22 protein-coding genes are annotated in these 23,960 nt (G+C 53.7%); 16 read left to right on the forward strand and 6 right to left on the reverse strand.

All coding sequences use genetic code 11. From position 1 onward, the window contains the following. Positions 1 to 42 precede the first annotated feature (42 nt). Together znuB and znuC are read right to left on the reverse strand one after the other, a co-directional pair. Positions 43 to 828: a zinc ABC transporter permease subunit ZnuB gene (gene znuB / locus ACO7SM_RS09585; protein ID WP_490470623.1), complete on the reverse strand. Its 786-nt coding sequence runs from the start codon at positions 826 to 828 to the stop codon at positions 43 to 45. Beyond that, a complete protein-coding gene (znuC, locus tag ACO7SM_RS09590; RefSeq protein ID WP_490470624.1) occupies positions 825 to 1,580 on the reverse strand; it encodes a zinc ABC transporter ATP-binding protein ZnuC in 756 nt (251 codons plus the stop codon). Before znuC ends, znuB begins: the two co-directional genes overlap by 4 nt. Positions 1,581 to 1,658: 78 nt before the next feature. Between znuC and znuA the strand changes: the two genes are divergently transcribed. From znuA to ACO7SM_RS09640, 10 genes are all read left to right on the forward strand, one after another. Beyond that, the gene (znuA, locus tag ACO7SM_RS09595) at positions 1,659 to 2,603 is read left to right on the forward strand and encodes a zinc ABC transporter substrate-binding protein ZnuA (protein ID WP_490470625.1); all 945 of its coding nucleotides are present in this window, start codon (positions 1,659 to 1,661) and stop codon (positions 2,601 to 2,603) included. 15 nt (positions 2,604 to 2,618) lie between these two features. Continuing rightward, positions 2,619 to 3,941, forward strand: coding sequence for a murein DD-endopeptidase MepM (gene mepM / locus ACO7SM_RS09600; RefSeq protein ID WP_490470626.1), 1,323 nt, complete (start codon positions 2,619 to 2,621; stop codon positions 3,939 to 3,941). Between the two features lie 912 nt (positions 3,942 to 4,853). Then, entirely contained in the window at positions 4,854 to 5,213 is a 360-nt protein-coding gene (hinT, locus tag ACO7SM_RS09605; protein ID WP_061381942.1) for a purine nucleoside phosphoramidase, read from the forward strand. A 2-nt stretch (positions 5,214 to 5,215) separates the two neighbouring features. Then, positions 5,216 to 5,590 (forward strand): YcfL family putative periplasmic lipoprotein, encoded by a 375-nt coding sequence (locus tag ACO7SM_RS09610; protein WP_490470911.1) that lies wholly within the window; start codon positions 5,216 to 5,218, stop codon positions 5,588 to 5,590. 13 nt (positions 5,591 to 5,603) lie between these two features. Then, positions 5,604 to 6,248, forward strand: coding sequence for a penicillin-binding protein activator LpoB (gene lpoB / locus ACO7SM_RS09615; RefSeq protein ID WP_490470912.1), 645 nt, complete (start codon positions 5,604 to 5,606; stop codon positions 6,246 to 6,248). Beyond that, a complete protein-coding gene (gene thiK, locus ACO7SM_RS09620; protein ID WP_490470627.1) occupies positions 6,229 to 7,053 on the forward strand; it encodes a thiamine kinase in 825 nt (274 codons plus the stop codon). Before lpoB ends, thiK begins: the two co-directional genes overlap by 20 nt. A gap of 10 nt (positions 7,054 to 7,063) precedes the next feature. After that, complete coding sequence (gene nagZ, locus ACO7SM_RS09625) at positions 7,064 to 8,089, forward strand: beta-N-acetylhexosaminidase (protein WP_490470628.1); 1,026 nt, start codon at positions 7,064 to 7,066, stop codon at positions 8,087 to 8,089. A 38-nt stretch (positions 8,090 to 8,127) separates the two neighbouring features. Then, positions 8,128 to 8,670, forward strand: a complete 543-nt coding sequence (gene ycfP, locus ACO7SM_RS09630) for an alpha/beta hydrolase YcfP (RefSeq protein ID WP_192612489.1) — start codon at positions 8,128 to 8,130, stop codon at positions 8,668 to 8,670. 964 nt (positions 8,671 to 9,634) lie between these two features. Beyond that, on the forward strand, positions 9,635 to 10,939 hold the full coding sequence (ndh, locus tag ACO7SM_RS09635; RefSeq protein ID WP_490470629.1) for an NADH-quinone dehydrogenase: 1,305 nt from the start codon (positions 9,635 to 9,637) through the stop codon (positions 10,937 to 10,939). Between the two features lie 198 nt (positions 10,940 to 11,137). After that, positions 11,138 to 11,677 carry a glycine zipper 2TM domain-containing protein gene (locus ACO7SM_RS09640; protein ID WP_490470630.1) on the forward strand — a complete coding sequence of 180 codons (540 nt, stop codon included), beginning with the start codon at positions 11,138 to 11,140 and terminating at the stop codon, positions 11,675 to 11,677. 105 nt (positions 11,678 to 11,782) lie between these two features. Here the strand turns inward: ACO7SM_RS09640 and comR are convergent, their stop codons facing one another. Next, positions 11,783 to 12,415, reverse strand: a complete 633-nt coding sequence (comR, locus tag ACO7SM_RS09645) for a TetR family copper-responsive transcriptional repressor ComR (protein WP_490470631.1) — start codon at positions 12,413 to 12,415, stop codon at positions 11,783 to 11,785. 241 nt (positions 12,416 to 12,656) lie between these two features. Between comR and bhsA the strand changes: the two genes are divergently transcribed. Then, positions 12,657 to 12,914 carry a multiple stress resistance protein BhsA gene (gene bhsA / locus ACO7SM_RS09650; protein ID WP_192612485.1) on the forward strand — a complete coding sequence of 86 codons (258 nt, stop codon included), beginning with the start codon at positions 12,657 to 12,659 and terminating at the stop codon, positions 12,912 to 12,914. A gap of 80 nt (positions 12,915 to 12,994) precedes the next feature. On the opposite strand, the gene ldtC is transcribed toward bhsA, so the two are convergent. The 3 genes from ldtC to ACO7SM_RS09665 all read right to left on the reverse strand — a co-directional run bounded on the left by ldtC (position 12,995) and on the right by ACO7SM_RS09665 (position 18,755). Continuing rightward, complete coding sequence (ldtC, locus tag ACO7SM_RS09655; RefSeq protein ID WP_490470913.1) at positions 12,995 to 13,960, reverse strand: L,D-transpeptidase LdtC; 966 nt, start codon at positions 13,958 to 13,960, stop codon at positions 12,995 to 12,997. Between the two features lie 147 nt (positions 13,961 to 14,107). Beyond that, entirely contained in the window at positions 14,108 to 17,554 is a 3,447-nt protein-coding gene (gene mfd / locus ACO7SM_RS09660; RefSeq protein WP_490470632.1) for a transcription-repair coupling factor, read from the reverse strand. Positions 17,555 to 17,681: 127 nt separating this feature from the next. Continuing rightward, a complete protein-coding gene (locus ACO7SM_RS09665; RefSeq protein ID WP_490470633.1) occupies positions 17,682 to 18,755 on the reverse strand; it encodes an acyltransferase family protein in 1,074 nt (357 codons plus the stop codon). A gap of 260 nt (positions 18,756 to 19,015) precedes the next feature. Between ACO7SM_RS09665 and lolC the strand changes: the two genes are divergently transcribed. The 5 genes from lolC to cobB are packed head-to-tail and all read left to right on the forward strand — an operon-like array spanning position 19,016 to position 23,930. Beyond that, the gene (lolC, locus tag ACO7SM_RS09670; protein ID WP_490470634.1) at positions 19,016 to 20,215 is read left to right on the forward strand and encodes a lipoprotein-releasing ABC transporter permease subunit LolC; all 1,200 of its coding nucleotides are present in this window, start codon (positions 19,016 to 19,018) and stop codon (positions 20,213 to 20,215) included. Then, the gene (lolD, locus tag ACO7SM_RS09675; protein ID WP_301697352.1) at positions 20,208 to 20,909 is read left to right on the forward strand and encodes a lipoprotein-releasing ABC transporter ATP-binding protein LolD; all 702 of its coding nucleotides are present in this window, start codon (positions 20,208 to 20,210) and stop codon (positions 20,907 to 20,909) included. The genes lolC and lolD overlap by 8 nt, the downstream gene beginning before the upstream one ends. Continuing rightward, positions 20,909 to 22,153: a lipoprotein-releasing ABC transporter permease subunit LolE gene (gene lolE, locus ACO7SM_RS09680; protein WP_490470635.1), complete on the forward strand. Its 1,245-nt coding sequence runs from the start codon at positions 20,909 to 20,911 to the stop codon at positions 22,151 to 22,153. The genes lolD and lolE overlap by 1 nt, the downstream gene beginning before the upstream one ends. A 28-nt stretch (positions 22,154 to 22,181) precedes the next feature. Beyond that, entirely contained in the window at positions 22,182 to 23,093 is a 912-nt protein-coding gene (nagK, locus tag ACO7SM_RS09685; RefSeq protein WP_490470636.1) for an N-acetylglucosamine kinase, read from the forward strand. A gap of 15 nt (positions 23,094 to 23,108) precedes the next feature. Next, positions 23,109 to 23,930 (forward strand): Sir2 family NAD+-dependent deacetylase, encoded by an 822-nt coding sequence (gene cobB, locus ACO7SM_RS09690; protein WP_490470637.1) that lies wholly within the window; start codon positions 23,109 to 23,111, stop codon positions 23,928 to 23,930. The last annotated feature ends 30 nt before the right edge of the window (positions 23,931 to 23,960 follow it).

The following is a 23,960-nucleotide window of genomic DNA, read 5'->3' on the forward strand; positions in this document are numbered from 1 at the left end:
TTTGTAGGCCCGGTAAGCGCAGCGCCACCGGGCAACGCATGCTTAGCTCGCTTGCTTTTTCATCATGGTAAGGATAAACAGCAGCGCAGCGCACAGAACGACTGAAGGGCCGGCTGGCGTGTCGTAAAATGCCGAAAAGGTCAGCCCGCCTGTAACCGCTATCATTCCTACAATCACCGCAACACCTGCCATTTGCTCTGGCGTACGGGCAAAACGACGCGCCGTGGCAGCCGGGATTATCAGCAATGAGGTGATGATCAGCGCGCCGACAAACTTCATTGCCACCCCGATCGTTAACGCCGTCACCAGCATCAGCAGAAGTTTCACGCGCTGAATTTTCACGCCATCAACAAATGCGAGATCCGGGCTGATGGTCATGGACAGCAAATTGCGCCACTGCCAGAACAAAATCGCCAGAACAATGACGACGCCGATGGCGATGGAGATCAGATCTTCAGGTGTGACTGCCAGTAAATCGCCAAACAGATAGGCCATCAAATCGACACGGATGTTCGACATCAGGCTGACCACCACCAGACCCAGCGACAGGGCACTGTGCGCCATAATGCCCAGCAGAGTATCGATCGCCAGGTGAGGGCGCTTCTCAAGCCACACCAGACCTGCCGCCAGCACCAGCGTTACAGCGATGACCGCGTAAAACGGATTAACATCCAGCAGCAGACCAAATGCCACGCCTAACAGCGAAGCGTGCGCCAGCGTATCGCCAAAATACGACATCCGACGCCAGACCACGAACGAGCCCAGCGGGCCTGCGGCGCAGGCCAGCATGACTCCGGCTAACCAGCCAGGTAACAAGAATTCAATCATGAGTGACCATTTCCCCGGCGCAATACAATACGGCCCTGTAAATCATGGCGATGATTATGATGATGGCGATAAATGCCTAACTGCTCTGCGCCACGCGGCCCAAACATGGAGATAAACTCCGGGTGCATTGAGACAATTTCCGGCGTACCGGAGCAGCAAATGTGGTGATTCAGGCACAGCACTTCATCTGTTTTGGCCATTACCAGGTGCAGGTCATGCGACACCATCAACACCGCGCAGTCGAGTTCACGGCGCAACTGGTCGATGAGATCGTAAAGCGCCACCTGGCCGTTGACATCGACACCCTGCGTCGGCTCATCCAGCACCAGCAACTGCGGCTGATTCAATAACGCCCGCGCCAACAGCACACGTTGCGTTTCCCCGCCGGATAACTTTTGCATTGGCGCATTAATCAGATGGCCTGCCTGAACGCGTTTAAGCGCAGGAAGAATGTCTGATTTATGTGTGCCGGGCCGTAAGCGTAAAAAACGGTTTACAGTGAGCGGGAGCGTGGTATCGAGATACAGTTTTTGCGGGACATAGCCGACGCGCAGGTGGCCGTTGCGCTTGATAACGCCTTCATCAGGTGTTACGAGCCCTAATACCACACGTACCAGAGTGGACTTCCCGGCACCGTTAGGGCCCAGGAGAGTCAAAATTTTTCCGGGTCTGAGTTCAAGCGACACGTCAGCAAGGACGCGGCGTTGACCATAAGAGACCGAGACATTTTCCAGTGAAACCAAAGTCGTCATGTCAATTTTAGGCTTGCAGAAGTTATAGAATGTTATAATATCACATTCCACATATTCATTACGATGATTCGTTGCATTATGTTACATAAAAATACGCTTCTTTTCGCAGCATTATCCGCTGGTCTTTGGGGTAGTGCAACACACGCCGCAAATGCCGCCGTTGTCGTCTCGCTTAAGCCCCTGGGTTTCATCGCTTCCGCGATTGCTGAGGGTGTCACAGAGACGGAAGTTTTATTGCCGGATGGCGCCTCAGAACATGATTATTCACTGCGTCCTTCCGACGTAAAACGCTTACAGGGCGCGGACTTAGTTGTCTGGATTGGCCCACAGATGGAAGCGTTCATGGAAAAGTCAGTAAAGAACATTCCAGAGGCAAAACAGGTAACGATTGCGCAGCTCCCCTCCGTGAAACCGTTGCTCATGAAAGGGGGGGATGATGACGATGACGGGCATGAACATGACCCTGCTCATGATGAAAAAGGTGATGACCATCACCATCACGGCGACTACAACATGCATCTTTGGCTTTCCCCAGAGATAGCGCGGGCTTCAGCGGTTGCAATCCATGAAAAATTAGTGGAACTTATGCCGCAAAGTCGAGCCAAACTTGACGCCAACCTGAAGGATTTTGAGGCACAATTAGCCCAAACCGATAAACAGGTCGGTAACGAGCTCGCACCGCTCAAGGGGAAAGGGTATTTCGTTTTTCATGACGCTTATGGTTACTACGAAAAACACTTCGGACTGACGCCGCTTGGTCACTTCACTGTCAACCCTGAGATTCAACCTGGTGCGCAGCGTTTACATGAAATAAGAACACAGTTGGTTGAGCAAAAAGCAACCTGCGTTTTTGCTGAGCCACAGTTCAGGCCAGCGGTCGTTGAAGCCGTTGCGAGAGGGACATCCGTTCGAATGGGAACGTTGGATCCCCTCGGAACGCGTATTGCACTGGGTAAAACAAGCTATTCGGCGTTTCTGACTCAATTAGCGAACCAGTATGCGAGCTGCCTGAAAGGAGATTAACGAGGAAGTGAATACGTGCAACAGATAGCCCGCTCTGTCGCTCTGGCATTTAATAATCTGCCCAGACCCCATCGCGTCATGCTGGGGTCCCTTACTGTTCTGACACTTGCCGTCGCGGTGTGGCGTCCATACGTTTATCACCCTGAGTCCGCGCCGATCGTCAAAACCATCGAACTGGAAAAAAGTGAGATTCGGTCGCTGTTGCCTGAGGCGAGCGAACCTATCGATCAGGCTGCGCAGGAAGATGAAGAGATCCCTCAGGATGAACTGGATGACAAAACCACCGGTGAGGTGGGTGTCCACGAATATGTGGTTTCTACCGGCGATACCCTGAGCAGCATCCTGAATCAGTACGGCATTGAGATGGGCGATATCAGCCAGCTTGCCGCCGCAGACAAAGAATTGCGTAATCTGAAAATTGGTCAACAACTCTCATGGACGCTGACTGCCGACGGCGATTTACAGCGTCTGACCTGGGAAGTTTCCCGCCGCGAAACCCGGACTTACGATCGCGCCGCTGCCAATGGCTTCAAGATGAGCAGCGAGATGCAGCAAGGTGACTGGGTTAACAGCCTGATGAAAGGCACCGTTGGCGGCAGTTTTGTCTCCAGTGCGAAAGACGCAGGACTCACCAGTGCTGAAATTAGCGCCGTGATCAAAGCCATGCAGTGGCAGATGGACTTCCGCAAACTGAAAAAAGGCGATGAATTCTCGGTACTGATGTCACGTGAAATGCTGGATGGCAAACGTGAACAAAGCCAGTTGTTGGGTGTGCGGTTACGTTCTGACGGCAAAGACTACTACGCGATTCGCGCCGAGGACGGTAAGTTCTACGATCGCAATGGTACCGGGCTTGCCAAAGGATTTATGCGTTTCCCGACGGCGAAACAGTTCCGCATTTCGTCCAACTTTAACCCTCGTCGTCTGAACCCGGTGACAGGACGTGTTGCGCCGCATAAAGGCGTCGATTTCGCGATGCCGCAAGGTACGCCGGTATTGTCAGTCGGTGACGGCGAAGTGGTGGTCGCAAAACGCAGCGGTGCGGCGGGTTACTACGTCGCTATCCGTCATGGACGCACTTACACCACACGCTATATGCACTTGCGTAAACTGTTAGTGAAACCGGGGCAAAAAGTGAAACGTGGCGATCGCATCGCGCTTTCAGGGAATACCGGAAGATCTACCGGCCCGCATCTGCACTATGAAGTCTGGGTCAACCAACAGTCGGTGAACCCGTTGACAGCGAAACTGCCGCGTACGGAAGGGCTGACAGGCTCGGATCGCCGTGATTATCTGGCCCAGGTGAAAGAGGTTCTGCCGCAGTTGCGCTTCGACTAACCTGTTTAACCTGTTCCTCTAAAGCCGGTACACGATGTGTACCGGCTTTTTTTTGAGTAGAAAACTCCGGCATCTCTGACGTAATGCCAATAAGTTAAGCACTGGCACACCGAAGGGCTGAGGTATCCCGAAGAAGCAACATACTGGTTTTGCGAAGGGTTCCGTTCACCTTATGTTCTTCGCTTCCCTGGCATTTCATGTCCCGTGAACGGGGTAAGGGTGCTATCGCCGCGCCCTGAATCCGCATCCCTGCGGGTTCCCCCGGCCTTACGGAAACACGTCGGCAATTTTCGGCCGGACTCTCCCCACACCTGACCCCCTGAGTTTTTTGTTAAACAGCTACACAGAAATCACTGAAAGTCAGAATGCGAAAGCGACACCACACAGTCCGGCTGAAAATCGATGAGACGTTGACGGCTGACCGGGGCCGCCCGCAGGGACGCGGGCGGAGGGGACGGCCTGCAGGGATGCAGGCTCGACCCCGACCCGAAAGGCAGACGGAATAAGGCGAATATATCGCGAAGCGACGATTTTCCCGCCGGGAGCCAGGGTTGCAAGGGAGGCGGCGGTGAGCCTCCCTTGCACGTTCACCGGTAGGGTGATTGCAGAGAAGCAGTGGACATAAGGTGAACGTCACCCTTCGCCAGAGTGACAGGTTCTCGATAATTCCTTAACTGACCTGCATTACGGCTCTGTCGGAGGATTTTTGTTTCTGCCGCACGCTCATCCGAAACGATGGGGTGCTTTGGGTGGGGGAAATGGCGATAAGCGCAGCACCCGATAAGCTTTTACTTAATAAATCGCGGGTTAAAGTTGAAAGAGCGTGAGTAACTCGCTCATACTCTATACTCGCAATGCGGCTCAGCGTAGCATGGTGAAACGTAAGAGCTAATTATGAAAAAGGAAAACGTCGTGGCAGAAGAAACTATTTTCAGCAAAATCATCCGTCGTGAAATTCCCTCGGATATCGTTTATCAGGACGATCTGGTCACTGCTTTTCGTGATATCTCTCCCCAGGCGCCGACACATATCCTCATTATTCCTAATATTTTGATCCCCACCGTCAATGACGTGACGGCTGAGCACGAGCAGGCGCTGGGGCGGATGATCACCGTGGCGGCGAAAATCGCTGAACAGGAAGGTATTGCTGCTGACGGTTACCGTTTAATCATGAATACCAATCGCCATGGTGGACAAGAGGTGTATCACATCCACATGCACCTGTTAGGCGGTCGCGCACTGGGTCCAATGCTTGCGCATAAAGGTCTCTGATGATGACGAGAGGATGCGTTGCGCTGTCATTGGCTGCGTTGTTGCTCGTCGGCTGTCGTTCACATCCTGAAATCCCGGTGAGTGATGAGCAGACTCTGGTCATGGAATCAACGATACTGGCGGCGGGGATCACCGCTGAGCCTCCGGCGTTGACGACATCCGATATTCAGACTTCTGCCTCCTCGCGACTCTATAACGAAAGACCCGAACCCGTTACGGTTCATTATCGTTTTTATTGGTATGACGCCAGAGGACTGGAAATGCATCCTCTGGAGAAGCCGCGTAGCGTAACAATCCCGGCGCACTCGTCGGTTACGCTATACGGAAGCGCCAATTATCTGGGGGCGCACAAAGTTAGACTTTATCTTTATTTGTAAGAGGTGAATCTTGATAACTAAAATACATCGCTACGCACTGGTCGCTGCGCTGGCGATATTCCTCTCGGGTTGTGTGGCCCAACGAGAACAACCGGCGCCCGTCGATGAAGTAAAACCGACGCCTGAACAACCTGTTCAGCCGGAGCAACCCGTACCTGTGGTGCCGGAGGTGCCGACGGTTCCTCAGCAACCGGGCCCCATTGAGCATGAAGATCAGACCGCGCAACCCGCACCGCGCGTTCGTCACTATGACTGGAGCGGCGCCATGCAACCGATGGTCGGAAAAATGTTGCAGGCGGGGGGGATCGCAGCAGGGAATGTTCTGCTGGTCGACAGCGTAAACAACCGTACCAATGGCTCCCTCAATGCGGGTGAAGCGACGGACACGTTACGCAATGCGCTGGCGAATAACGGCAAATTTACGCTGGTGTCGGTGCAGCAGTTGTCGCTGGCGAAACAGCAGTTAGGTTTGTCACCGCACGACAGTCTGGGTACCCGCAGTAAAGCCATCGGGATTGCCCGTAACGTGGGCGCGCAATATGTGCTCTATTCCAGCGCGACGGGTAACGTCAATGCCCCTACGCTGCAAATGCAACTCATGCTGGTGCAAACTGGCGAGATAATCTGGTCGGGTAAAGGTGCAGTCCAGCAAAAATAACCGACTGACGCGCGACGACGTGTTGTCGCGCTATTTCCCACAATACCATCCCGTCGCCGCGAACCACTGCGGATTAAGCGGCGGGAGCGTCATCATTGAAAATGCGACCCATCGCCTGGTTCTTCGTTGTCACCATGATCCTCAGGCGCCGGAGTCGCATTTTTTGCGACAGTACCGGGCGCTCTCACGCTTGCCCGACACGCTAGTAACCCGTCCCCGATTCTATACGCCAGGCTGGATGGCCGTGGACTATTTAGCGGGCGACGTAAAATCCGGATTACCGGACGCCGACGCGCTGGCGGGCTTGCTGTATCATCTGCATCAGCAACCGTGCTTTGGCTGGCGGGTGATGCTGCTGCCGTTACTGGAGCAATACTGGCAGTGTTGCGATCCTGCGCGGCGCACACCTGTCTGGCTACGACGGTTAAAACGGCTGCGAAGAGAGCGTGAACCTCGCCCTTTGCGTCTCGGGCCTCTGCATATGGATGTCCATGGCGGCAATCTGGTGCACTCGGCGTCAGGGCTACGATTGATTGACTGGGAATATGCCGGGGACGGCGACATTGCTCTGGAACTGGCGGCAGTGTGGGTGGATGATGCGCTACAGCATCAGCAGTTGACTGCCGCCTACGCTAAGCGCGCGCATATTGATCCCCGACACCTCTGGCGACAGGTTCGATTATGGTATCCCTGGGTGATGATGCTGAAAGCGGGATGGTTTGAGTACCGCTGGCAGCAGACCGGCGAACAACAATTTATCAGGCTGGCCGATGAAACCTGGCGCCAGCTAACAATGAACAAATAAGGAGAGCAGTGTGGGCCCAGTAATGTTGGATGTTGAAGGATTTGAACTGGATGCCGAAGAGCGCGAGATTCTGGCGCATCCGCAGGTAGGCGGTCTCATTCTCTTCACCCGTAATTACCATGATCCGGAGCAGTTGCGAGAACTGGTACGCCAAATTCGGGCGGCATCGCGCAATCATCTGGTGGTGGCGGTCGACCAGGAAGGTGGACGCGTGCAGCGTTTTCGCGAAGGCTTTACTCGCTTACCTGCCGCGCAATCTTTTGCCGCGTTAAAGGGGCTGGAAGAGGGCGGAAAGCTGGCTCAGGAGGCGGGCTGGCTGATGGCCAGTGAAATGATCGCCATGGATATCGATATCAGCTTTGCGCCGGTTCTCGATGTCGGGCATATCAGCGCGGCCATTGGCGAGCGTTCTTATCATGCCGATCCGCAAAAAGCGCTGGCAATGGCAACGCGCTTCATTGACGGTATGCATGCGGCTGGCATGAAAACCACCGGCAAACACTTCCCGGGCCACGGGGCGGTTACGGCGGACTCCCACAAAGAAACGCCTCGCGATCCCCGTCCACAAGCGGAAATTCGCGCCAAAGATATGTCTGTTTTTCAGGCGTTGATAAGCGAGAACAAACTCGACGCCATTATGCCTGCGCACGTGATTTACAGCGATGTGGATCCGCGCCCGGCGAGCGGTTCTGCGCACTGGCTGAAAACAGTACTGCGCGGTGAGCTGGGATTTGACGGCGTGATTTTCTCTGACGATTTGTCGATGGAAGGCGCGGCGATTATGGGCAGCTACGCAGAACGTGGTCAGGCGTCACTGGATGCAGGTTGCGATATGATCCTGGTCTGCAATAATCGTAAAGGTGCGGTCAGCGTGTTAGATAATCTGTCGCCGATCAATGCAGAACGTGTTACACGTTTGTATCATAAAGGTTCATTTTCGCGCCAGGAACTCATGGATTCTGAGCGCTGGAAAACCGTCAGCGCCCAGCTTATCCAACTGCATGAACGCTGGCAGGAAGAGAAAGCAGGTCAATAATACTCCCATCAGGGGAGTCGGGTTTTGGTGAGGATGCGATGATTATCTATTTACACGGTTTTGACTCTAACAGTCCGGGTAACCACGAGAAAGTGCTGCAACTGCAATTTATTGACCCGGATGTCAGGCTGATCAGCTACAGCACAAGGCATCCTAAACATGATATGCAGCATCTGCTGAAAGAAGTGGACAAAATGTTGCAGCTCAACGTGGACGAGCGCCCGTTGATTTGCGGTGTGGGTCTTGGCGGCTACTGGGCGGAGCGGATCGGTTTTCTCTGTGATATTCGCCAGGTGGTGTTTAATCCGAATCTGTTCCCTTATGAGAACATGGAAGGCAAAATCGACCGTCCGGAAGAGTACGCCGATATCGCCACTAAGTGCGTGACTAACTTTCGGGAAAAGAACCGCGACCGTTGCCTGGTGATCCTTTCTCGTCATGATGAAGCCTTGAATAGCCAACGTTCGTCAGAAGAGTTGCACCATTTCTACGAAATTGTGTGGGATGAGGAGCAAACGCATAAGTTCAAGAATATCTCGTCTCATTTACAGCGAATTAAAGCCTTTAAGACCCTGGGTTAACAGGGGCAGATTGTTGTGTAAAACCAGCCTTCGGGCTTAATGCTGGTTAGTTAATAAATCAGGGAGAACCTGTCACTCTGGTGAAGGGTGACGTTCACCTTATGTCCACTGCTTCTCTGCAATCATCCTACCTGTGAACGTGCAAGGGAGGCTCGCCGCCGCCTCCCTTGCAACCCTGGCTCCCGGCGGGAAAATCGTCGCTTCGCGATATATTCGCCTTATTCCGTCTGCCTTTCGGGTCGGGGTCGAGCCTGCATCCCTGCAGGCCGTCCCCTCCGCCCGCATCCCTGCGGGCGGCCCCGGTCAGCCGTCAACGTCTCATCGATTTTCAGCCGGACGGTGGTGTCGCTTTCGCATTCTGACTTTCAGTGATTTCCGTTTGGCTGTTTAACCAAAAACTCAGATAGTCAGGTGTGGGGAGAGTCCGGCCGAAAATTGCCGACGTGTTTCCGTAAGGCCGGGGGAATCCGCAGGGATGCGGGTTCAGGGCGCGTTTTACAGGGACGTTACCTCGCGCCCGCCCCGGTAGCCTGGAGGAATAAACGGAGGGAACCGCGAAGCGGCAATTTTCCTGCCGGGAGCCGGGATTGTTAAGGGTGCGGCGATAGCACCCTTCGCCCGTTCACAGGACATGAAATGCCAGAGAAGCGAAGAACATAAGGTGAACGGAACCCTTCGCAAAACCAGTATGTTACTTCTTCAGAATACGTATCTCAGGCTTTCGGTTGGCCAGTGCTTAAGTGACAAGCATTAGCTTTCGGGCTGGTTTTTTTTTGCATAATGCCAGAGTTGTCTAACTTTTCAGCGAGAAAACTTGATGCACATCAATTTTGGTATGACCAATGTACCGTTTGTGTTATTCTCACTCTCGAAGTCGCTTTTCATTGTCGTAACTTGTTGTTAATTAAAGGCTATGCCTATAACGTTTAGTTAACAATTGGTTAATAAATTTAAGGGGGTCACCTTGACTACACCATTGAAAAAAATCGTGATTGTCGGCGGTGGTGCTGGCGGACTGGAAATGGCGACGCAGTTGGGCAAAAAACTGGGCCGCAAGAAAAAAGCGAAAATCACGCTGGTGGACAGAAACCACAGCCATCTGTGGAAACCGCTGTTGCACGAAGTCGCGACCGGTTCGCTGGATGAAGGTGTGGATGCGCTGAGCTACCTGGCGCATGCGCGCAATCATGGTTTCCAGTTTCAGCTTGGGTCTGTGATGGATATCGATCGTGAAGCAAAAACGATAACCATTGCCGAACTGCGCGATGAAAAAGGGGAGCTGTTGGTGCCGGAGCGTAAGATAGCCTATGACACGCTGGTGATGGCGCTGGGAAGTACCTCCAATGATTTCAATACGCCAGGCGTAAAAGAGCACTGCATTTTCCTTGATAACCCTCATCAGGCGCGCCGTTTCCATCAGGAGATGTTGAACCTGTTCTTGAAATACTCCGCGAACCTGGGGGCGAACGGCAAGGTTAACATCGCGATTGTGGGTGGTGGCGCAACGGGTGTTGAGCTGTCGGCAGAACTGCATAATGCGGTGAAACAACTGCACAGTTACGGTTATAAAGGGCTGACCAACGAAGCGCTGAATGTGACGCTGGTTGAAGCCGGAGAGCGTATTCTGCCAGCACTGCCGCCGCGTATTTCTGGCGCAGCACATAGCGAATTGACCAAACTGGGCGTACGCGTGTTGACGCAGACGATGGTGACCAGTGCTGATGCCGGCGGACTTCATACTAAAGATGGCGAATACATCGAAGCCGATCTGATGGTGTGGGCGGCTGGTATTAAAGCGCCAGACTTTATGAAAGATATTGGCGGTCTGGAAACCAACCGTATCAATCAACTGGTGGTGGAACCGACCTTACAAACCTCCCGCGACCCTGACGTGTACGCCATTGGCGACTGTGCATCCTGCGCGCGTCCGGAAGGGGGCTTTGTACCGCCACGCGCTCAGGCGGCACACCAGATGGCAACCTGCGCGATGAACAATATCCTGGCGCAGCTGAACGGTAAACCGCTGAAGGCGTATCAGTACAAAGACCACGGCTCTCTGGTGTCTCTCTCTAACTTCTCTACCGTGGGAAGTCTGATGGGGAACCTGACGCGCGGATCCATGATGATAGAAGGGCGCATCGCCCGCTTCGTCTATATTTCGCTGTATCGTATGCACCAGATTGCGTTGCATGGTTACTTCAAAACCGGGTTGATGATGCTGGTTGGCAGCATTAACCGTGTGATTCGCCCACGTCTGAAACTGCATTAATGAGCTCTTTACTCACCGGCTATTCGTGCCGGTGAGTTTTTTACAGAATCTTCCCCGCCAGTCGCCGTTATGCGCTTCGGAGTACTCCGAATCATCCTGTTTCCCCGCTCAAACCCCTACTTTTCATCCGTTGTCTGATTTGCTTACTCCCTCATCCGTTGCAAAATTGTTACTAATAGCAAAAAAGGAGGAGTTCCCGTGAATAAATCAATGTTGGCGGGTATCGGGATTGGCGTAGCGGCTGCGCTGGGCGTCGCGGCTGTCGCTGGTCTTAATGTCTTAGACCGTGGCCCGCAGTATGCGCAGGTTGTTTCTGCAACACCGATTAAGGAAACGGTTAAAACTCCGCGTCAGGAGTGCCATAACGTTACGGTCACGCACCGTAAACCCGTACAGGATGAAAACCGTATCGCCGGTTCCGTACTCGGCGCGGTTGCCGGGGGGGTTATTGGTCACCAGTTTGGCGGTGGTCGCGGTAAAGATGTGGCCACAGTCGTGGGTGCGCTGGGAGGCGGTTATGCCGGCAACCAGATCCAGGGCTCAATGCAGAACAATGACACCTACACCTCAACCCAGCAGCGTTGCAAAACGGTGTATGACAAGTCTGAAAAAATGCTGGGTTATGATGTCACTTACAAAATTGGCGATCAGCAGGGCAAAATTCGCATGGATAAAGATCCTGGTGCGCAGATCCCTCTGGATAACAACGGCCAGCTCATTTTGACTAACAAAGCGTAAAAATAGCTGTACTCTGCACACTTGCCCCTCATTCGCTCAGGCTGAGGGGCTTTTTTATGTTTGCGATAACCATCAGGAATGGGCGAGTGGCCCAGGCCCGACAGACTATTTGAGCAGCTCAGGCCACAGTTTTAGCGTGGTGTGGGTTATCAACATCAGCTTTTCGAAGGTGGCGCCTTCGCGGGCGCTTATCGACATCCCCTGCAATATACAGTTCAGATATTCTGCCAAACTCTGCGGGTTGCAGTGCGCTGGAATTTCGCCGCGCTCTTGTCGCTGACGCAGAAATTGGGTCAGTGTCTGTTCCTGCATCGCATGGCGTGATTTGACCGTATGCGCAATATCACGAGAAGAGGCTGCCAGCGTCGCGGAAGTATTAATCATAAAGCATCCGGCGGGAGTCTCTTTACTGGTAAAGCAGGTCGCAACGGCAGTGAAATAATCCTCGAGCGCCGATTCAACACTTTTTTCTTCGCAGAAAAGCTGCGCCTCGTGCTTTGCCGCAAAACGGCTAATGTACCTATCCAGCACGGCGCGAAATAACCCTTCTTTATTAGTAAATTCCGCATACAGCGTTGGCGCTTTCGCCCCAGTTGCTTCTACGAGGTCGGAGAGCGATGTCGCTTCATAGCCATGTTGCCAGAAGAGTGTCATGGCCTTATCAAGCGCGGCTTCCCTGTCGAACACTTTTGGTCGGCCACGGCTTTTTTTTGCACAACTTGTCGGGGTAGTTGTCATGGTGCCGTTGTACCAGGTCGGGTTTATTGAACAACCATTATAAAAATAAACCCGCTCAGTCACCAGCGTATTCAGGATAAAAATAAATTAATCTTACGGCTCTGAAAAATAAGGCATTTATAATTAAAGTAACGACCATTACAAAAATACATTGACGTGTGACCTGGATCACATCTATCATTTACCTATCGATCGTTAAGTTAATGCTAACGACATCATTCATCTGCTACAGGTCACTATCATGAAAAACGTAAAAACCCTTATCGCTGCTGCTGTTCTGAGTTCACTTTCATTTGCCAGCTTCGCGGCCGTTGAAGTTCAGGCTACACCTGCCGGTCAACAAAAAGTGGGCACTATATCTGCGAATGCTGGAACCAATCTGGGTTCTCTGGAAGATCAACTGGCGCAGAAAGCGGATGAGATGGGCGCGAAATCCTTCCGTATTACGTCAGTCACCGGCCCTAACACCCTTCACGGGACGGCGGTTATTTACAAATAAGCATGACTCCCTCATAAATGCCTGTTTAATTGCCATAAAAAAACCCGCGATATTTGCGGGTTTTTTTATAGGCTGAGTCTCTACATCGCCTGCGGTGCGTCGCCCTGATGACGGGTGACATCCACCGGCATACCGGAACGCACTTCCATAACATGTTCCATGACCGCCGCATCGGTTTGCGCTGAGGCTTTAAACGCCTGCATGGCGCTGTTCAGGTTAATGGGCAATACCTGCGGGTCATCGTTCAGATTCTTCGACAACGGCTGATGCACTTCCACCAGACGCACACCTCCCGGTTCTACAGAGGCTTTGATTGGCGTATTGATGATATTTACTTTTGTCCCCGGCGTGACCTGGCGGAACAATGTCTCAATATCACCGTCACGTAAGCGAATACACCCTGAGCTAACGCGCATACCTATACCAAAGTCGGCATTAGTACCATGCAGCAGATAGACACCGCCGTAGGCAGCTAAGCGAATCGCATGATGCCCCATAGGATTATCCGGCCCGGCCGGAACCACGGCAGGGAGGTCAACCCCTTGCGCTTTGTAACGCGCGCGAATATTTGCCGTTGGGGTCCAGGTCGGATTGGCGCGTTTGTCAGAGATGGTTGTCACCATCGTTGGCGTCAGCGTATCGCCGCCTAACTGACCGATGCCAATCGGGTAGACGGTTACCGCATTTTTCCCCGGCGGGTAATAGTACAGACGTAACTCTGCCAGGTTGATAACGATCCCTTCGCGCGGTGCATCTGGCAGGAGGGTTTGCAACGGGATAGTCAGTACGCTGCCCGCGCGCGGAACGTAAGGATCAACGCCCGGGTTTGCCTGTAACAGCGCCAGAAAACCGACATTGTATTTCTTGGCGATCGACTCCAGCGAACCGCCGTTGTTTTCAACGACGTGATATTTGTTTTCGCCCACCAGTTTGCTGCCCGCCGGAGGCAGTGGCCAGGTGTTCGCTTTGGCAGGCAGCGCAACCGCCACGGTCGCGGCGAGGGCACAAAATGCCAGCCAGCGAGAAAAGCGCATGTGTAATCTCATCACTATAAATCCATGTAAATCACAGGGTTATTGTTGCGATAAAGTAAACGAGGATTATGACGGCTGGCTATGTCGGGAAGTGCAGGGAAATGCAAAGAGTTTGTAAATACTGCGCCGGGTGAACAGTGACGTCACCCGGCACAGTGATTACGCGACGGCGTTTTCTTCCAGTTGCCGCATGAACTGACGAACCCATTCGATGCGGGTTTTACGTTCACCCAGTTCCTGAATAAACTTCAGGCGGGTTGGCCCGTCCAGACGGAAGTGCTGCGGCTGTTTCTGCAACAGACCGATAAGCCAGACCGGATTGACGTGGTTTTTCTCGGCGAACTCGATGATGCCGCCTTTCTCGTTGCCTTCCAGCTTTTTAATGCCGAGTTTTTGCGCCTGCTGGCGCAGACGGGCAATCTCCAGCAGCGTGCGGGCGGGATCAGGCAACAGACCAAAGCGGTCGATCAGTTCGACTTTTATCTCTTCCAGTTCGTTTTCGCTTTTCGCACTGGCGATACGCTTGTAGAACGAGAGACGGGTGTTCACATCAGGGATAAAATCATCCGGCAACAGCGACGGCATACGCAGTTCGACTTCCGTTTGTTGGCTGGTGAGGTCTTCCAGTGACGGTTCGCGTCCGGCTTTCAGCGCATCCACGGCGTTTTCCAGCAGTTCCATATACAGCGAGAAACCGATGGTTTCCATCGAGCCGCTCTGATCTTCGCCGAGTAATTCCCCCGCGCCGCGAATTTCGAGATCATGCGTTGCCAGCGCGAAGCCCGCCCCCAGATCCTCAAGTGACGCGATGGCCTCAAGGCGTTTTTGCGCATCGGTAGTCATGGCTTTTGGATGCGGCGTCAGCAGCCAGGCATACGCCTGATGGTGCGAGCGACCAACACGGCCACGCAACTGGTGCAATTGCGCCAGACCGAAGTGATCGGCGCGTTCGATAATAATGGTGTTGGCGGTAGGAATGTCGATCCCGGTTTCGATAATCGTGGTACACACCAGGACGTTAAAGCGCTGGTGGTGAAAATCATTCATCACGCGTTCCAGTTCGCGCTCGCGCATCTGTCCGTGACCAATCGCGATACGCGCTTCAGGCACCAGTTCTGCCAGGCGGTCAGCCGTTTTCTGAATATTTTCCACATCGTTGAACAGGTAATACACCTGGCCTCCGCGCAACACTTCTCGCAGAATCGCCTCGCGCACCACCAGGTTGTCGTATTCACGGACAAAGGTTTTGACCGCCAGACGACGGGCGGGCGGGGTGGCAATAATGGAGAGATCGCGCATACCGCTCATCGCCATATTCAGCGTTCGCGGGATCGGCGTTGCCGTCAGCGTCAAAATGTCTACGTCGGCGCGCATGGCTTTGATGCGCTCTTTGTGGCGAACACCAAAACGGTGCTCTTCATCGACAATCAGCAGGCCTAAATCTTTCAGTTTTACATCGTTTTGCAGCAGTTTGTGGGTGCCGATCAAAATATCGATTTTACCTTCGGCGACCTGCTCAAGAATTTGCGTCTGCTCTTTGGCGCTACGAAAGCGAGAGAGCATTTCAATACGCACCGGCCAGTTGGCAAAGCGATCGCGGAAGTTGTCGAAATGCTGCTGGGCAAGCAGGGTCGTCGGCACCAGTACCGCCACCTGTTTGTGGTTTTCCACCGCCAGAAACGCCGCGCGCATGGCCACTTCGGTTTTACCAAAACCGACATCGCCGCAGACTAAACGGTCCATTGCCAGCGGCTGACACATATCACTGAGGACTGCATTGATGGCCTGCGCCTGGTCAGGCGTGGTTTCGAACGGGAAGCTGTCGCAGAATAACTGGTATTGCTCACGATCGTGCTTAAAGGCGAAGCCCTCTTTAGCCGCGCGTTGGGCATAAATATCCAGCAATTCTGCCGCCACATCGCGCACTTTTTCCGCCGCTTTCTGCCTCGCGCGCGACCACGCGTCACCGCCCAGTTTATGCAGCGGCGCATTGTCTTCTGCACCGCCTGCGTAACGGCTGATCAGATGCAGCGACGACACCGGAACATACAATTTGGCGTCATTGGCGTAGGTGAGCATCAGATATTCAGCGGTGATGCCGCCGGCTTCCAGCGTGGTCATACCGGCATAGCGACCGACGCCATGCTCAAGGTGGACGACGGGCTGACCCGGATGCAACTCCGCCAGGTTGCGGATCAACGTATCTGGGTTGATGGTTCGGCGGGTATCCTGACGACGCCGCGCGACACGCTCGCCGAGCAGATCGCTTTCGCAGATCAGCGCCCGATTACGCAGCGTGTCGATAAATCCATGTTCCGCCGCGCCAATCATCAGATAGCGACCTGAATCGCTCGCTTCATCCAGACGTAAAATTCGCTTAGGCGCAACCTTGATGCGGGCAAGCAGTTCACCGAGGGCTTCCCGGCGACCTTCGCTTTCTACGGAGAAAATAACCGGGCCGGTAAAGGCTTCCAGGAACTTACGCAGAGCATCCAGCGGGGCTTTTTGCTGCGCCTGCACCGCCAGATCGGGGAGTTTCTGGAAACCCAAATTGGTATTGGCGGCTTTTTCCGGCAGATGTTCGGTGGTGAGCTGTATCCGGGGCCAACGTTTAAGCTCGGAGAAGAGTTCATCAACGCGTAGCCAGAGCGATTCCGGCGGCAAAAGCGGGCGCATGGGGTCAACGCCGCGATTTTCGAAACGTGACAGGGTATCAGCCTGGAAGCGCTCGGCGCTGTTTTCCAGGTTCCCGGTGTTCACCAGTAGCGTATTCGCCGGAAAGTAACTGAACAACGGCGGCAGCGGCTCGCTGAAAAACAACGGCTGCCAGTATTCGATGCCCGCCGGTAACGTGCCTTTACTGACCTGCTGATAAATATGTTCAGGGTCGCGTTTCACCTCAAAGGTGTCGCGCCACTGGCTACGGAACAGCTCAATGGCCGCTTTGTCCGTCGGGAATTCGTGTGCAGGCAGCAGGTTAATCGCCGCAACTTCTTCCAGCGTACGCTGGGTGTCGGTGTCGAACAGACGCAGACTGTCAATCTCATCATCAAAGAAATCGAGACGGTAAGGCTGCTCGCTGCCCATCGGGAACAGATCCAGTAACGCGCCGCGGGTGGCGTATTCGCCATGTTCCATAACCTGGTCAACATGACGATATCCGGCGCTGTCCAGCTGCGAGCGTAGGGCATCGCGCGACAGTTGCTGGCCTTTTTTCATCACCAGCGCGTGACTATGTAGAAAATTGTGCGGGCAGACGCGCTGCATCAGGGTATTGACCGGCACGATCAGCACGCCGCGCTGCATCGACGGGAGCTGATACAGCGTGGAAAGACGCGAGGAGATTATCTCCTGGTGCGGCGAAAAACTGTCGTACGGGAGCGTTTCCCAGTCTGCCAGATTCATCACCATCTGATCGGTGAACTGGCTAATTTCATCATGCAGACGCAGGGCGTTTTGCATATCCGGCGCAATGAGCACGATGGGACCCGCGTGACGCTCGGCAATCTCCGCGACCTGTGTGGCGCAAGCAGCGCCGGTAAGCTCACCCAACTGGCGCTGATCGCCGGCTTTCGTCGGCAGAGTATAACGTTGTTTTTCAGGCATTCGGTTGTCAGGATCTCTTTTGGGTATACACCACACTATGGGGGCATATGACTGATAAGCAATGCTCTTTATTATCCTTGATCATCACTCATTAGCAAATGATTCGCCCCCGTACAGGGGCGAAAAACTAGGCTGACGGGCTGGTGGCAGCCTGGCGGGAAGGGGGGGAGAAGAAGAGATCGGCGAAGACGTTCTGCGATACGCTACGCACGGCAAGCCCCGCCAGAGTACAAAGCAGCAGACTGAGGAAGGGATAGGTAAGCAACAGCGCGAGTTCAATCTGCGGCGACCATGAGGCCTGATTCAGTCTGGGCGTCAGGGTTAAGCTGAACGCTTCAACCAGAATACGGTGGGTGGTGTAGATAGCAATGGTGTTGGAGCCGATGACGTTGAGCAGACCGGAAGAACGCATACCGTAACGCTGCTCGAACTGATAAAACGTTTTCATTATCAGTACGATTGAAACAAACGAAAGCAGCAATGCGATGTTTGCCAGCCATGCGGCAACCGCCACTACCGCGAGGGTCAGCAGGGCAAGAGGATAACGCCGTAGCGGCGTCTGTTTAATGCCCGTCATGAGCGATGCGCCAAACCAGGCGCCAAGACTGTACCACGGAAGATTACGGATAACGCTGTTCATTCCCCACCACGGTGTCGGGAGAAAATTGATAGTGACGCTCAGTAAGATAAAGATGGCAAACAGCGGTTTTGCCCAGCGGGCGAAGAGCTTACACAGGACAAAATAGACCATCAGCGCATACAGATACCACAGGCTGGTACTGGCGGTGAGCATCCCGCGCAGAAACGTATTGACGCTGCTGGCGTAGGCCGCATTCGCGCTACTGCTGATATCCCGGTCAGGCGCCAGCCAGTGATTGAGCGAGGTTAATGCCAGCCATTGCACAACGCCCCACAGCGCGAGAACCCACAGAATGCTCCAGAGGCGTTTTTCCACGCACGCCTTCCAGGGAACCGCATCAATATAGCGGCGGATCAAATACCCGGAAATAAAGAAAAATACAGGCATACGAAACGGCGCAAGGTAGAGATTGAAATAGATCCAACATTTAGACAGCACCTGCGAAAAAGGATGCTGGAAAGTGGTGAGATGGGGGTAAAAGGTGATCACCGAGTGATAGATTACTACCAGACAAATACATAACCCTTTGATTTGGTTAATCCATAATTCTTTTTGTTTCATAAAAACGGCCTGCCCGTAGTGTTCGACGTAGCCTGCGATCCTGCGGGTCATGCGCGGTGCTGTAATGCGTAACAATCTGCTTTTTTTATTTTTAAGATAAAGATCAGGTCAGGATGGGGGGACGAAGTGGGTCACTTTAGTAAGTTGATTTGTGGATACATTTAGGAATAACACTGACGAACACTTGCGGTTCAGTCATTTACCCATTCTGCTTTCGCTTATATACTCGTGACTTTGCTAACAGCAACCAGACGGATTTCATGTATCAACCTGTCGCTCTATTCATCGGCCTGCGTTACATGCGTGGGCGTGCAGCAGATCGCTTCGGTCGCTTCGTCTCCTGGCTTTCCACCATTGGCATTACCCTTGGGGTGATGGCGCTGGTGACGGTATTGTCGGTCATGAACGGTTTTGAACGTGAACTGCAAAACAACATTCTTGGCCTGATGCCTCAGGCAATTCTCTCGTCTGAGCAAGGTTCCCTTAATCCTCAGCAGTTACCGGAAAAAGCCGTTGTCTTAGAGGGCGTGAAGCGTATTGCGCCTCTGACGACGGGCGATGTCGTCCTGCAAAGTGCGCGCAGTGTGGCGGTTGGTGTCATGTTGGGCATCGATCCGGCACAAAAAGATCCGTTAACGCCGTATCTGGTCAATGTGAAGCAAACCTCCCTTGAAGCGGGCAAGTATAATGTCATTCTTGGCGAACAGCTCGCCGGGCAATTAGGGGTGAATCGCGGCGATCAAATCCGCGTGATGGTGCCTTCTGCCAGCCAGTTTACCCCGATGGGACGACTGCCAAGCCAGCGCTTATTCACGGTGATTGGCACGTTCGCGGCGAACAGCGAGGTCGATGGCTACCAGATGCTGGTCAATATTCAGGATGCCTCGCGTTTGATGCGCTATCCGGCGGGGAATATCACCGGCTGGCGTTTGTGGCTGAATGAACCGCTGAAAGTCGATACCCTCAGCCAGCAAACGTTGCCGGCAGGGACAAAATGGCAGGACTGGCGTGAGCGCAAAGGCGAACTGTTCCAGGCGGTAAGAATGGAAAAGAACATGATGGGGCTGCTGTTGAGCCTGATCGTGGCGGTCGCCGCATTCAATATTATTACGTCGCTGGGCTTGATGGTGATGGAGAAGCAAGGAGAAGTGGCTATTTTGCAAACGCAGGGGCTGACGCCGCGCCAAATCATGATGGTCTTTATGGTTCAAGGGGCGAGCGCGGGTATCATCGGCGCGCTGCTGGGGGCGGCGTTGGGCGCATTGCTTGCCAGTCAGTTGAATAATCTGATGCCGGTGATTGGCGCGATCCTGGACGGCGCCGCGCTGCCTGTGGCCATCGAGCCGCTGCAGGTTATTGTCATCGCGCTGGTGGCAATGGCTATCGCACTGCTTTCTACGCTTTATCCTTCCTGGCGCGCTGCCGCCACTCAACCCGCTGAGGCTTTACGTTATGAATAAGATCCTGTTGCAATGCGACAACCTGTGCAAACGCTATCAGGAAGGCACTGTGCAAACCGACGTGTTGCATGATGTCAGTTTTAGCGTAGGTGAAGGCGAAATGATGGCGATCGTGGGCAGCTCGGGTTCGGGTAAAAGTACCTTGCTGCATCTGCTGGGCGGACTGGACACACCGACCTCGGGCGATGTGATTTTTAGCGGGCAACCGATGAGTAAGCTCTCTTCGACTGCAAAAGCGGAGCTGCGCAATCAGAAGCTCGGGTTTATCTATCAGTTCCACCATCTGCTGCCGGATTTCAGCGCGCTGGAAAACGTTGCCATGCCGTTGCTGATCGGCAAAAAGAAACCGGCTGAAATCAGCGAACGCGCGCGCGAAATGCTCAAAGCCGTGGGACTGGATCATCGTGCCAGTCACCGTCCTTCTGAGCTTTCCGGCGGCGAGCGCCAGCGTGTGGCGATTGCGCGAGCGTTGGTTAACAACCCACGTCTGGTGCTGGCGGATGAACCTACGGGGAACCTGGATGCGCGTAACGCCGACAGTATTTTCCAGCTTTTGGGCGAGTTGAACCGTTCACAGGGCACCGCATTTTTGGTCGTCACCCACGACCTGCAACTGGCGAAACGGATGAATCGCCAGCTTGAGATGCGCGACGGTCGCCTGACGGCGGAATTGAGCCTGATGGGAGCAGAGTAATGGCGTCGCCTTTATCGTTATTGATTGGGCTGCGTTTTAGCCGTGGTCGTCGGCGTGGCGGAATGGTCTCGCTTATCTCTGTGATTTCTACGATTGGCATTGCGCTGGGAGTGGCGGTGCTGATCGTCGGTTTAAGCGCGATGAACGGTTTTGAACGTGAGCTGAACAACCGTATTCTGGCAGTGGTTCCACACGGTGAAATTGAAGCGGTTAATCAGCCGTGGACTAACTGGCGCGACGCGCTGGAGAACGTACAGAAAGTGCCGGGCATTGCGGCGGCGGCACCCTACATCAACTTTACCGGACTGGTGGAGAGCGGGGCTAATCTACGCGCCATTCAGGTGAAAGGGGTCGATCCTAAACAGGAACAGCAGTTGAGCGCGCTTCCCTCGTTTGTGCAAAACCATGCCTGGGATAACTTTAAAGCCGGTGAACAGCAAATTATTATCGGCAAAGGGGTGGCTGATGCCCTGAAAGTCAAACAGGGCGACTGGGTTTCTATCATGATCCCAAATTCAAATGCGGATCATAAACTGATGCAGCCCAAACGCGTGCGCCTGCATGTCGCGGGGATTTTGCAACTGAGCGGTCAGCTTGATCACAGCTTTGCGATGATCCCGATGAACGATGCTCAGCAGTATCTGGATATGGGTTCCAGCGTTTCGGGTATTGCTATCAAAGTTAACGATGTCTTTAACGCCAACAGACTGGTGCGTGACGCCGGCGAAGTCACCAATAGCTATGTTTACATTAAGAGCTGGATTGGGACTTACGGTTATATGTACCGCGATATTCAGATGATCCGCGCCATTATGTATCTGGCGATGGTGCTGGTGATCGGCGTGGCCTGTTTTAATATCGTCTCGACGTTAGTGATGGCGGTAAAAGACAAGAGTGGCGATATTGCCGTATTAAGAACGCTGGGCGCCAAAGATGGTTTGATTCGCGCCATATTCGTCTGGTATGGATTGCTGGCGGGGCTGTTTGGCAGCCTGTGTGGGGTGCTCATCGGCGTTGTTGTTTCATTGCAACTGACCCCCATCATCGAAGGTATTGAGACGATTATCGGCCATCAGTTCTTGTCCGGAGATATCTATTTTATCGACTTCCTGCCATCCGAATTACACTGGCTGGATGTCCTTTACGTACTGGTCACGGCATTGTTGCTGAGTTTGTTAGCCAGTTGGTATCCGGCGCGACGCGCCAGTAATATCGACCCAGCGAGAGTGCTCAGCGGCCAGTAACAGCGGTAGACAGAAACAAGGAGCGGCGATGTATTACGGGTTTGACATTGGCGGGACCAAAATTGCGTTAGGCGTGTTTGATAACAAACGGCATTTGCAGTGGGAAAAGCGTGTGCCAACCCCGCGCGACAGCTATGACGCTTTTCTGGATGCCGTGTGTGATTTGGTCGCTGAGGCCGATGCGCGATTTGGTGAAAAGGGCAGCGTCGGCATCGGTATTCCTGGAATGCCTGAGACGGCGGATGGTACGCTGTACGCCGCCAATGTGCCTGCTGCCAGTGGAAAACCTCTGCGTGCCGATCTCAGCGCTCGCCTGGATCGTGATGTTCGCCTGGATAATGACGCCAACTGTTTTGCCCTCTCCGAAGCCTGGGACGATGAATTTACGCAGTATCCGCTGGTGATGGGGCTGATCCTCGGCACCGGTGTCGGTGGCGGTCTGGTCATTAATGGAAAATCGATCGCCGGTCACAGCTACATTACCGGTGAATTTGGTCATATCCGCTTGCCGGTAGATGCGCTCACGTTGATGGGATTTGACTTCCCGTTGCGCCGCTGTGGCTGTGGTCAACTGGGCTGTATCGAAAACTATCTTTCCGGTCGTGGATTTGCATGGCTGTATCAGCATTACTATCATCAACCTTTGCAGGCTCCTGAAATCATTGCGCTGTGGGAGCAGGGTGATGCTCAGGCGATAGCCCACGTTGAACGCTATCTCGATTTATTAGCGGTCTGCCTGGGGAATATCCTGACTATTGTCGATCCCGATCTGGTCGTGATCGGCGGCGGTTTATCGAATTTCACAGCGATAACAACGCAGTTGGCGGAGCGATTACCACGTCATCTCTTGCCCGTCGCCCGGGTGCCGCGTATTGAACGAGCACGACATGGGGATGCGGGTGGAATGCGCGGCGCCGCCTTCTTACATCTTACCGACTAATCAAAAGAGGTTGTTATGCAGTCGCGTCGGGGTCATCGATTAACTCGTTTTCGTAAAAACAAACGCCATTTACGCGAACGCCTGCGTCAACGGATCTTTTTCAGAGACAGAGTGGTGCCGGAAGTGATGGAAAAACCAAGAGTATTAGTACTTACAGGGGCAGGGATCTCAGCAGAATCCGGTATTCGTACGTTTCGTGCAGCCGATGGTCTCTGGGAAGAGCACCGCGTGGAAGATGTGGCGACACCGGAAGGTTATGCGCGCAACCCTACACTGGTTCAGTCATTTTATAACGCGCGTCGACAGCAACTGCAGCAATCCGAAATTCAGCCCAATGCGGCGCATATTGCACTGGCAAAACTGGAAGAAGCCCTCGGCGAGAACTTCTTACTGGTGACGCAGAATATCGACAATCTCCATGAGCGTGCGGGCAGCGAAAATATTATCCACATGCATGGTGAGTTGCTGAAGGTGCGCTGTTCCCAGAGCGGGCAGATCCTGGAGTGGACTGGCGATGTCACCCCCGACGATAAGTGTCACTGTTGCCAGTTCCCGGCACCGTTGCGCCCGCATGTGGTGTGGTTTGGCGAAATGCCGCTGGGCATGGACGACATCTACATGGCGCTGGCAATGGCGGATATTTTTATCGCGATTGGCACCTCGGGTCACGTTTATCCGGCGGCGGGTTTTGTCCATGAAGCGCGACTGCACGGCGCACATACGATCGAACTGAACCTTGAACCGAGCCAGGTCGGCAGCGAATTTGAAGAAAAATATTACGGCCCTGCGAGTCAGGTGGTGCCGGAGTTTGTCGAGAAGTTGTTGAAAGGATTGTAAAGTGAAAGGCCCGGTTCGCACTGCGACACC

Source organism: Citrobacter sp. LJND-P06 (assembly GCF_058188415.1).

What these genes read in the sequence shown, in the direction of transcription:
- znuB (WP_490470623.1), bottom strand. Translation starts at nt 828, where the DNA reads ATGATTGAATTCTTGTTACCTGGCTGGTTAGCCGGAGTCATGCTGGCC.
- lolE (WP_490470635.1), top strand. Translation starts at nt 20,909, where the DNA reads ATGGCGTCGCCTTTATCGTTATTGATTGGGCTGCGTTTTAGCCGTGGT.
- ycfP (WP_192612489.1), top strand. Translation starts at nt 8,128, where the DNA reads ATGATTATCTATTTACACGGTTTTGACTCTAACAGTCCGGGTAACCAC.
- lolD (WP_301697352.1), top strand. Translation starts at nt 20,208, where the DNA reads ATGAATAAGATCCTGTTGCAATGCGACAACCTGTGCAAACGCTATCAG.
- ACO7SM_RS09665 (WP_490470633.1), bottom strand. Translation starts at nt 18,755, where the DNA reads ATGAAACAAAAAGAATTATGGATTAACCAAATCAAAGGGTTATGTATT.
- cobB (WP_490470637.1), top strand. Translation starts at nt 23,109, where the DNA reads ATGCAGTCGCGTCGGGGTCATCGATTAACTCGTTTTCGTAAAAACAAA.
- lolC (WP_490470634.1), top strand. Translation starts at nt 19,016, where the DNA reads ATGTATCAACCTGTCGCTCTATTCATCGGCCTGCGTTACATGCGTGGG.
- mfd (WP_490470632.1), bottom strand. Translation starts at nt 17,554, where the DNA reads ATGCCTGAAAAACAACGTTATACTCTGCCGACGAAAGCCGGCGATCAG.
- bhsA (WP_192612485.1), top strand. Translation starts at nt 12,657, where the DNA reads ATGAAAAACGTAAAAACCCTTATCGCTGCTGCTGTTCTGAGTTCACTT.
- ldtC (WP_490470913.1), bottom strand. Translation starts at nt 13,960, where the DNA reads ATGAGATTACACATGCGCTTTTCTCGCTGGCTGGCATTTTGTGCCCTC.
- ACO7SM_RS09610 (WP_490470911.1), top strand. Translation starts at nt 5,216, where the DNA reads ATGACGAGAGGATGCGTTGCGCTGTCATTGGCTGCGTTGTTGCTCGTC.
- znuA (WP_490470625.1), top strand. Translation starts at nt 1,659, where the DNA reads ATGTTACATAAAAATACGCTTCTTTTCGCAGCATTATCCGCTGGTCTT.
- nagK (WP_490470636.1), top strand. Translation starts at nt 22,182, where the DNA reads ATGTATTACGGGTTTGACATTGGCGGGACCAAAATTGCGTTAGGCGTG.
- comR (WP_490470631.1), bottom strand. Translation starts at nt 12,415, where the DNA reads ATGACAACTACCCCGACAAGTTGTGCAAAAAAAAGCCGTGGCCGACCA.
- znuC (WP_490470624.1), bottom strand. Translation starts at nt 1,580, where the DNA reads ATGACGACTTTGGTTTCACTGGAAAATGTCTCGGTCTCTTATGGTCAA.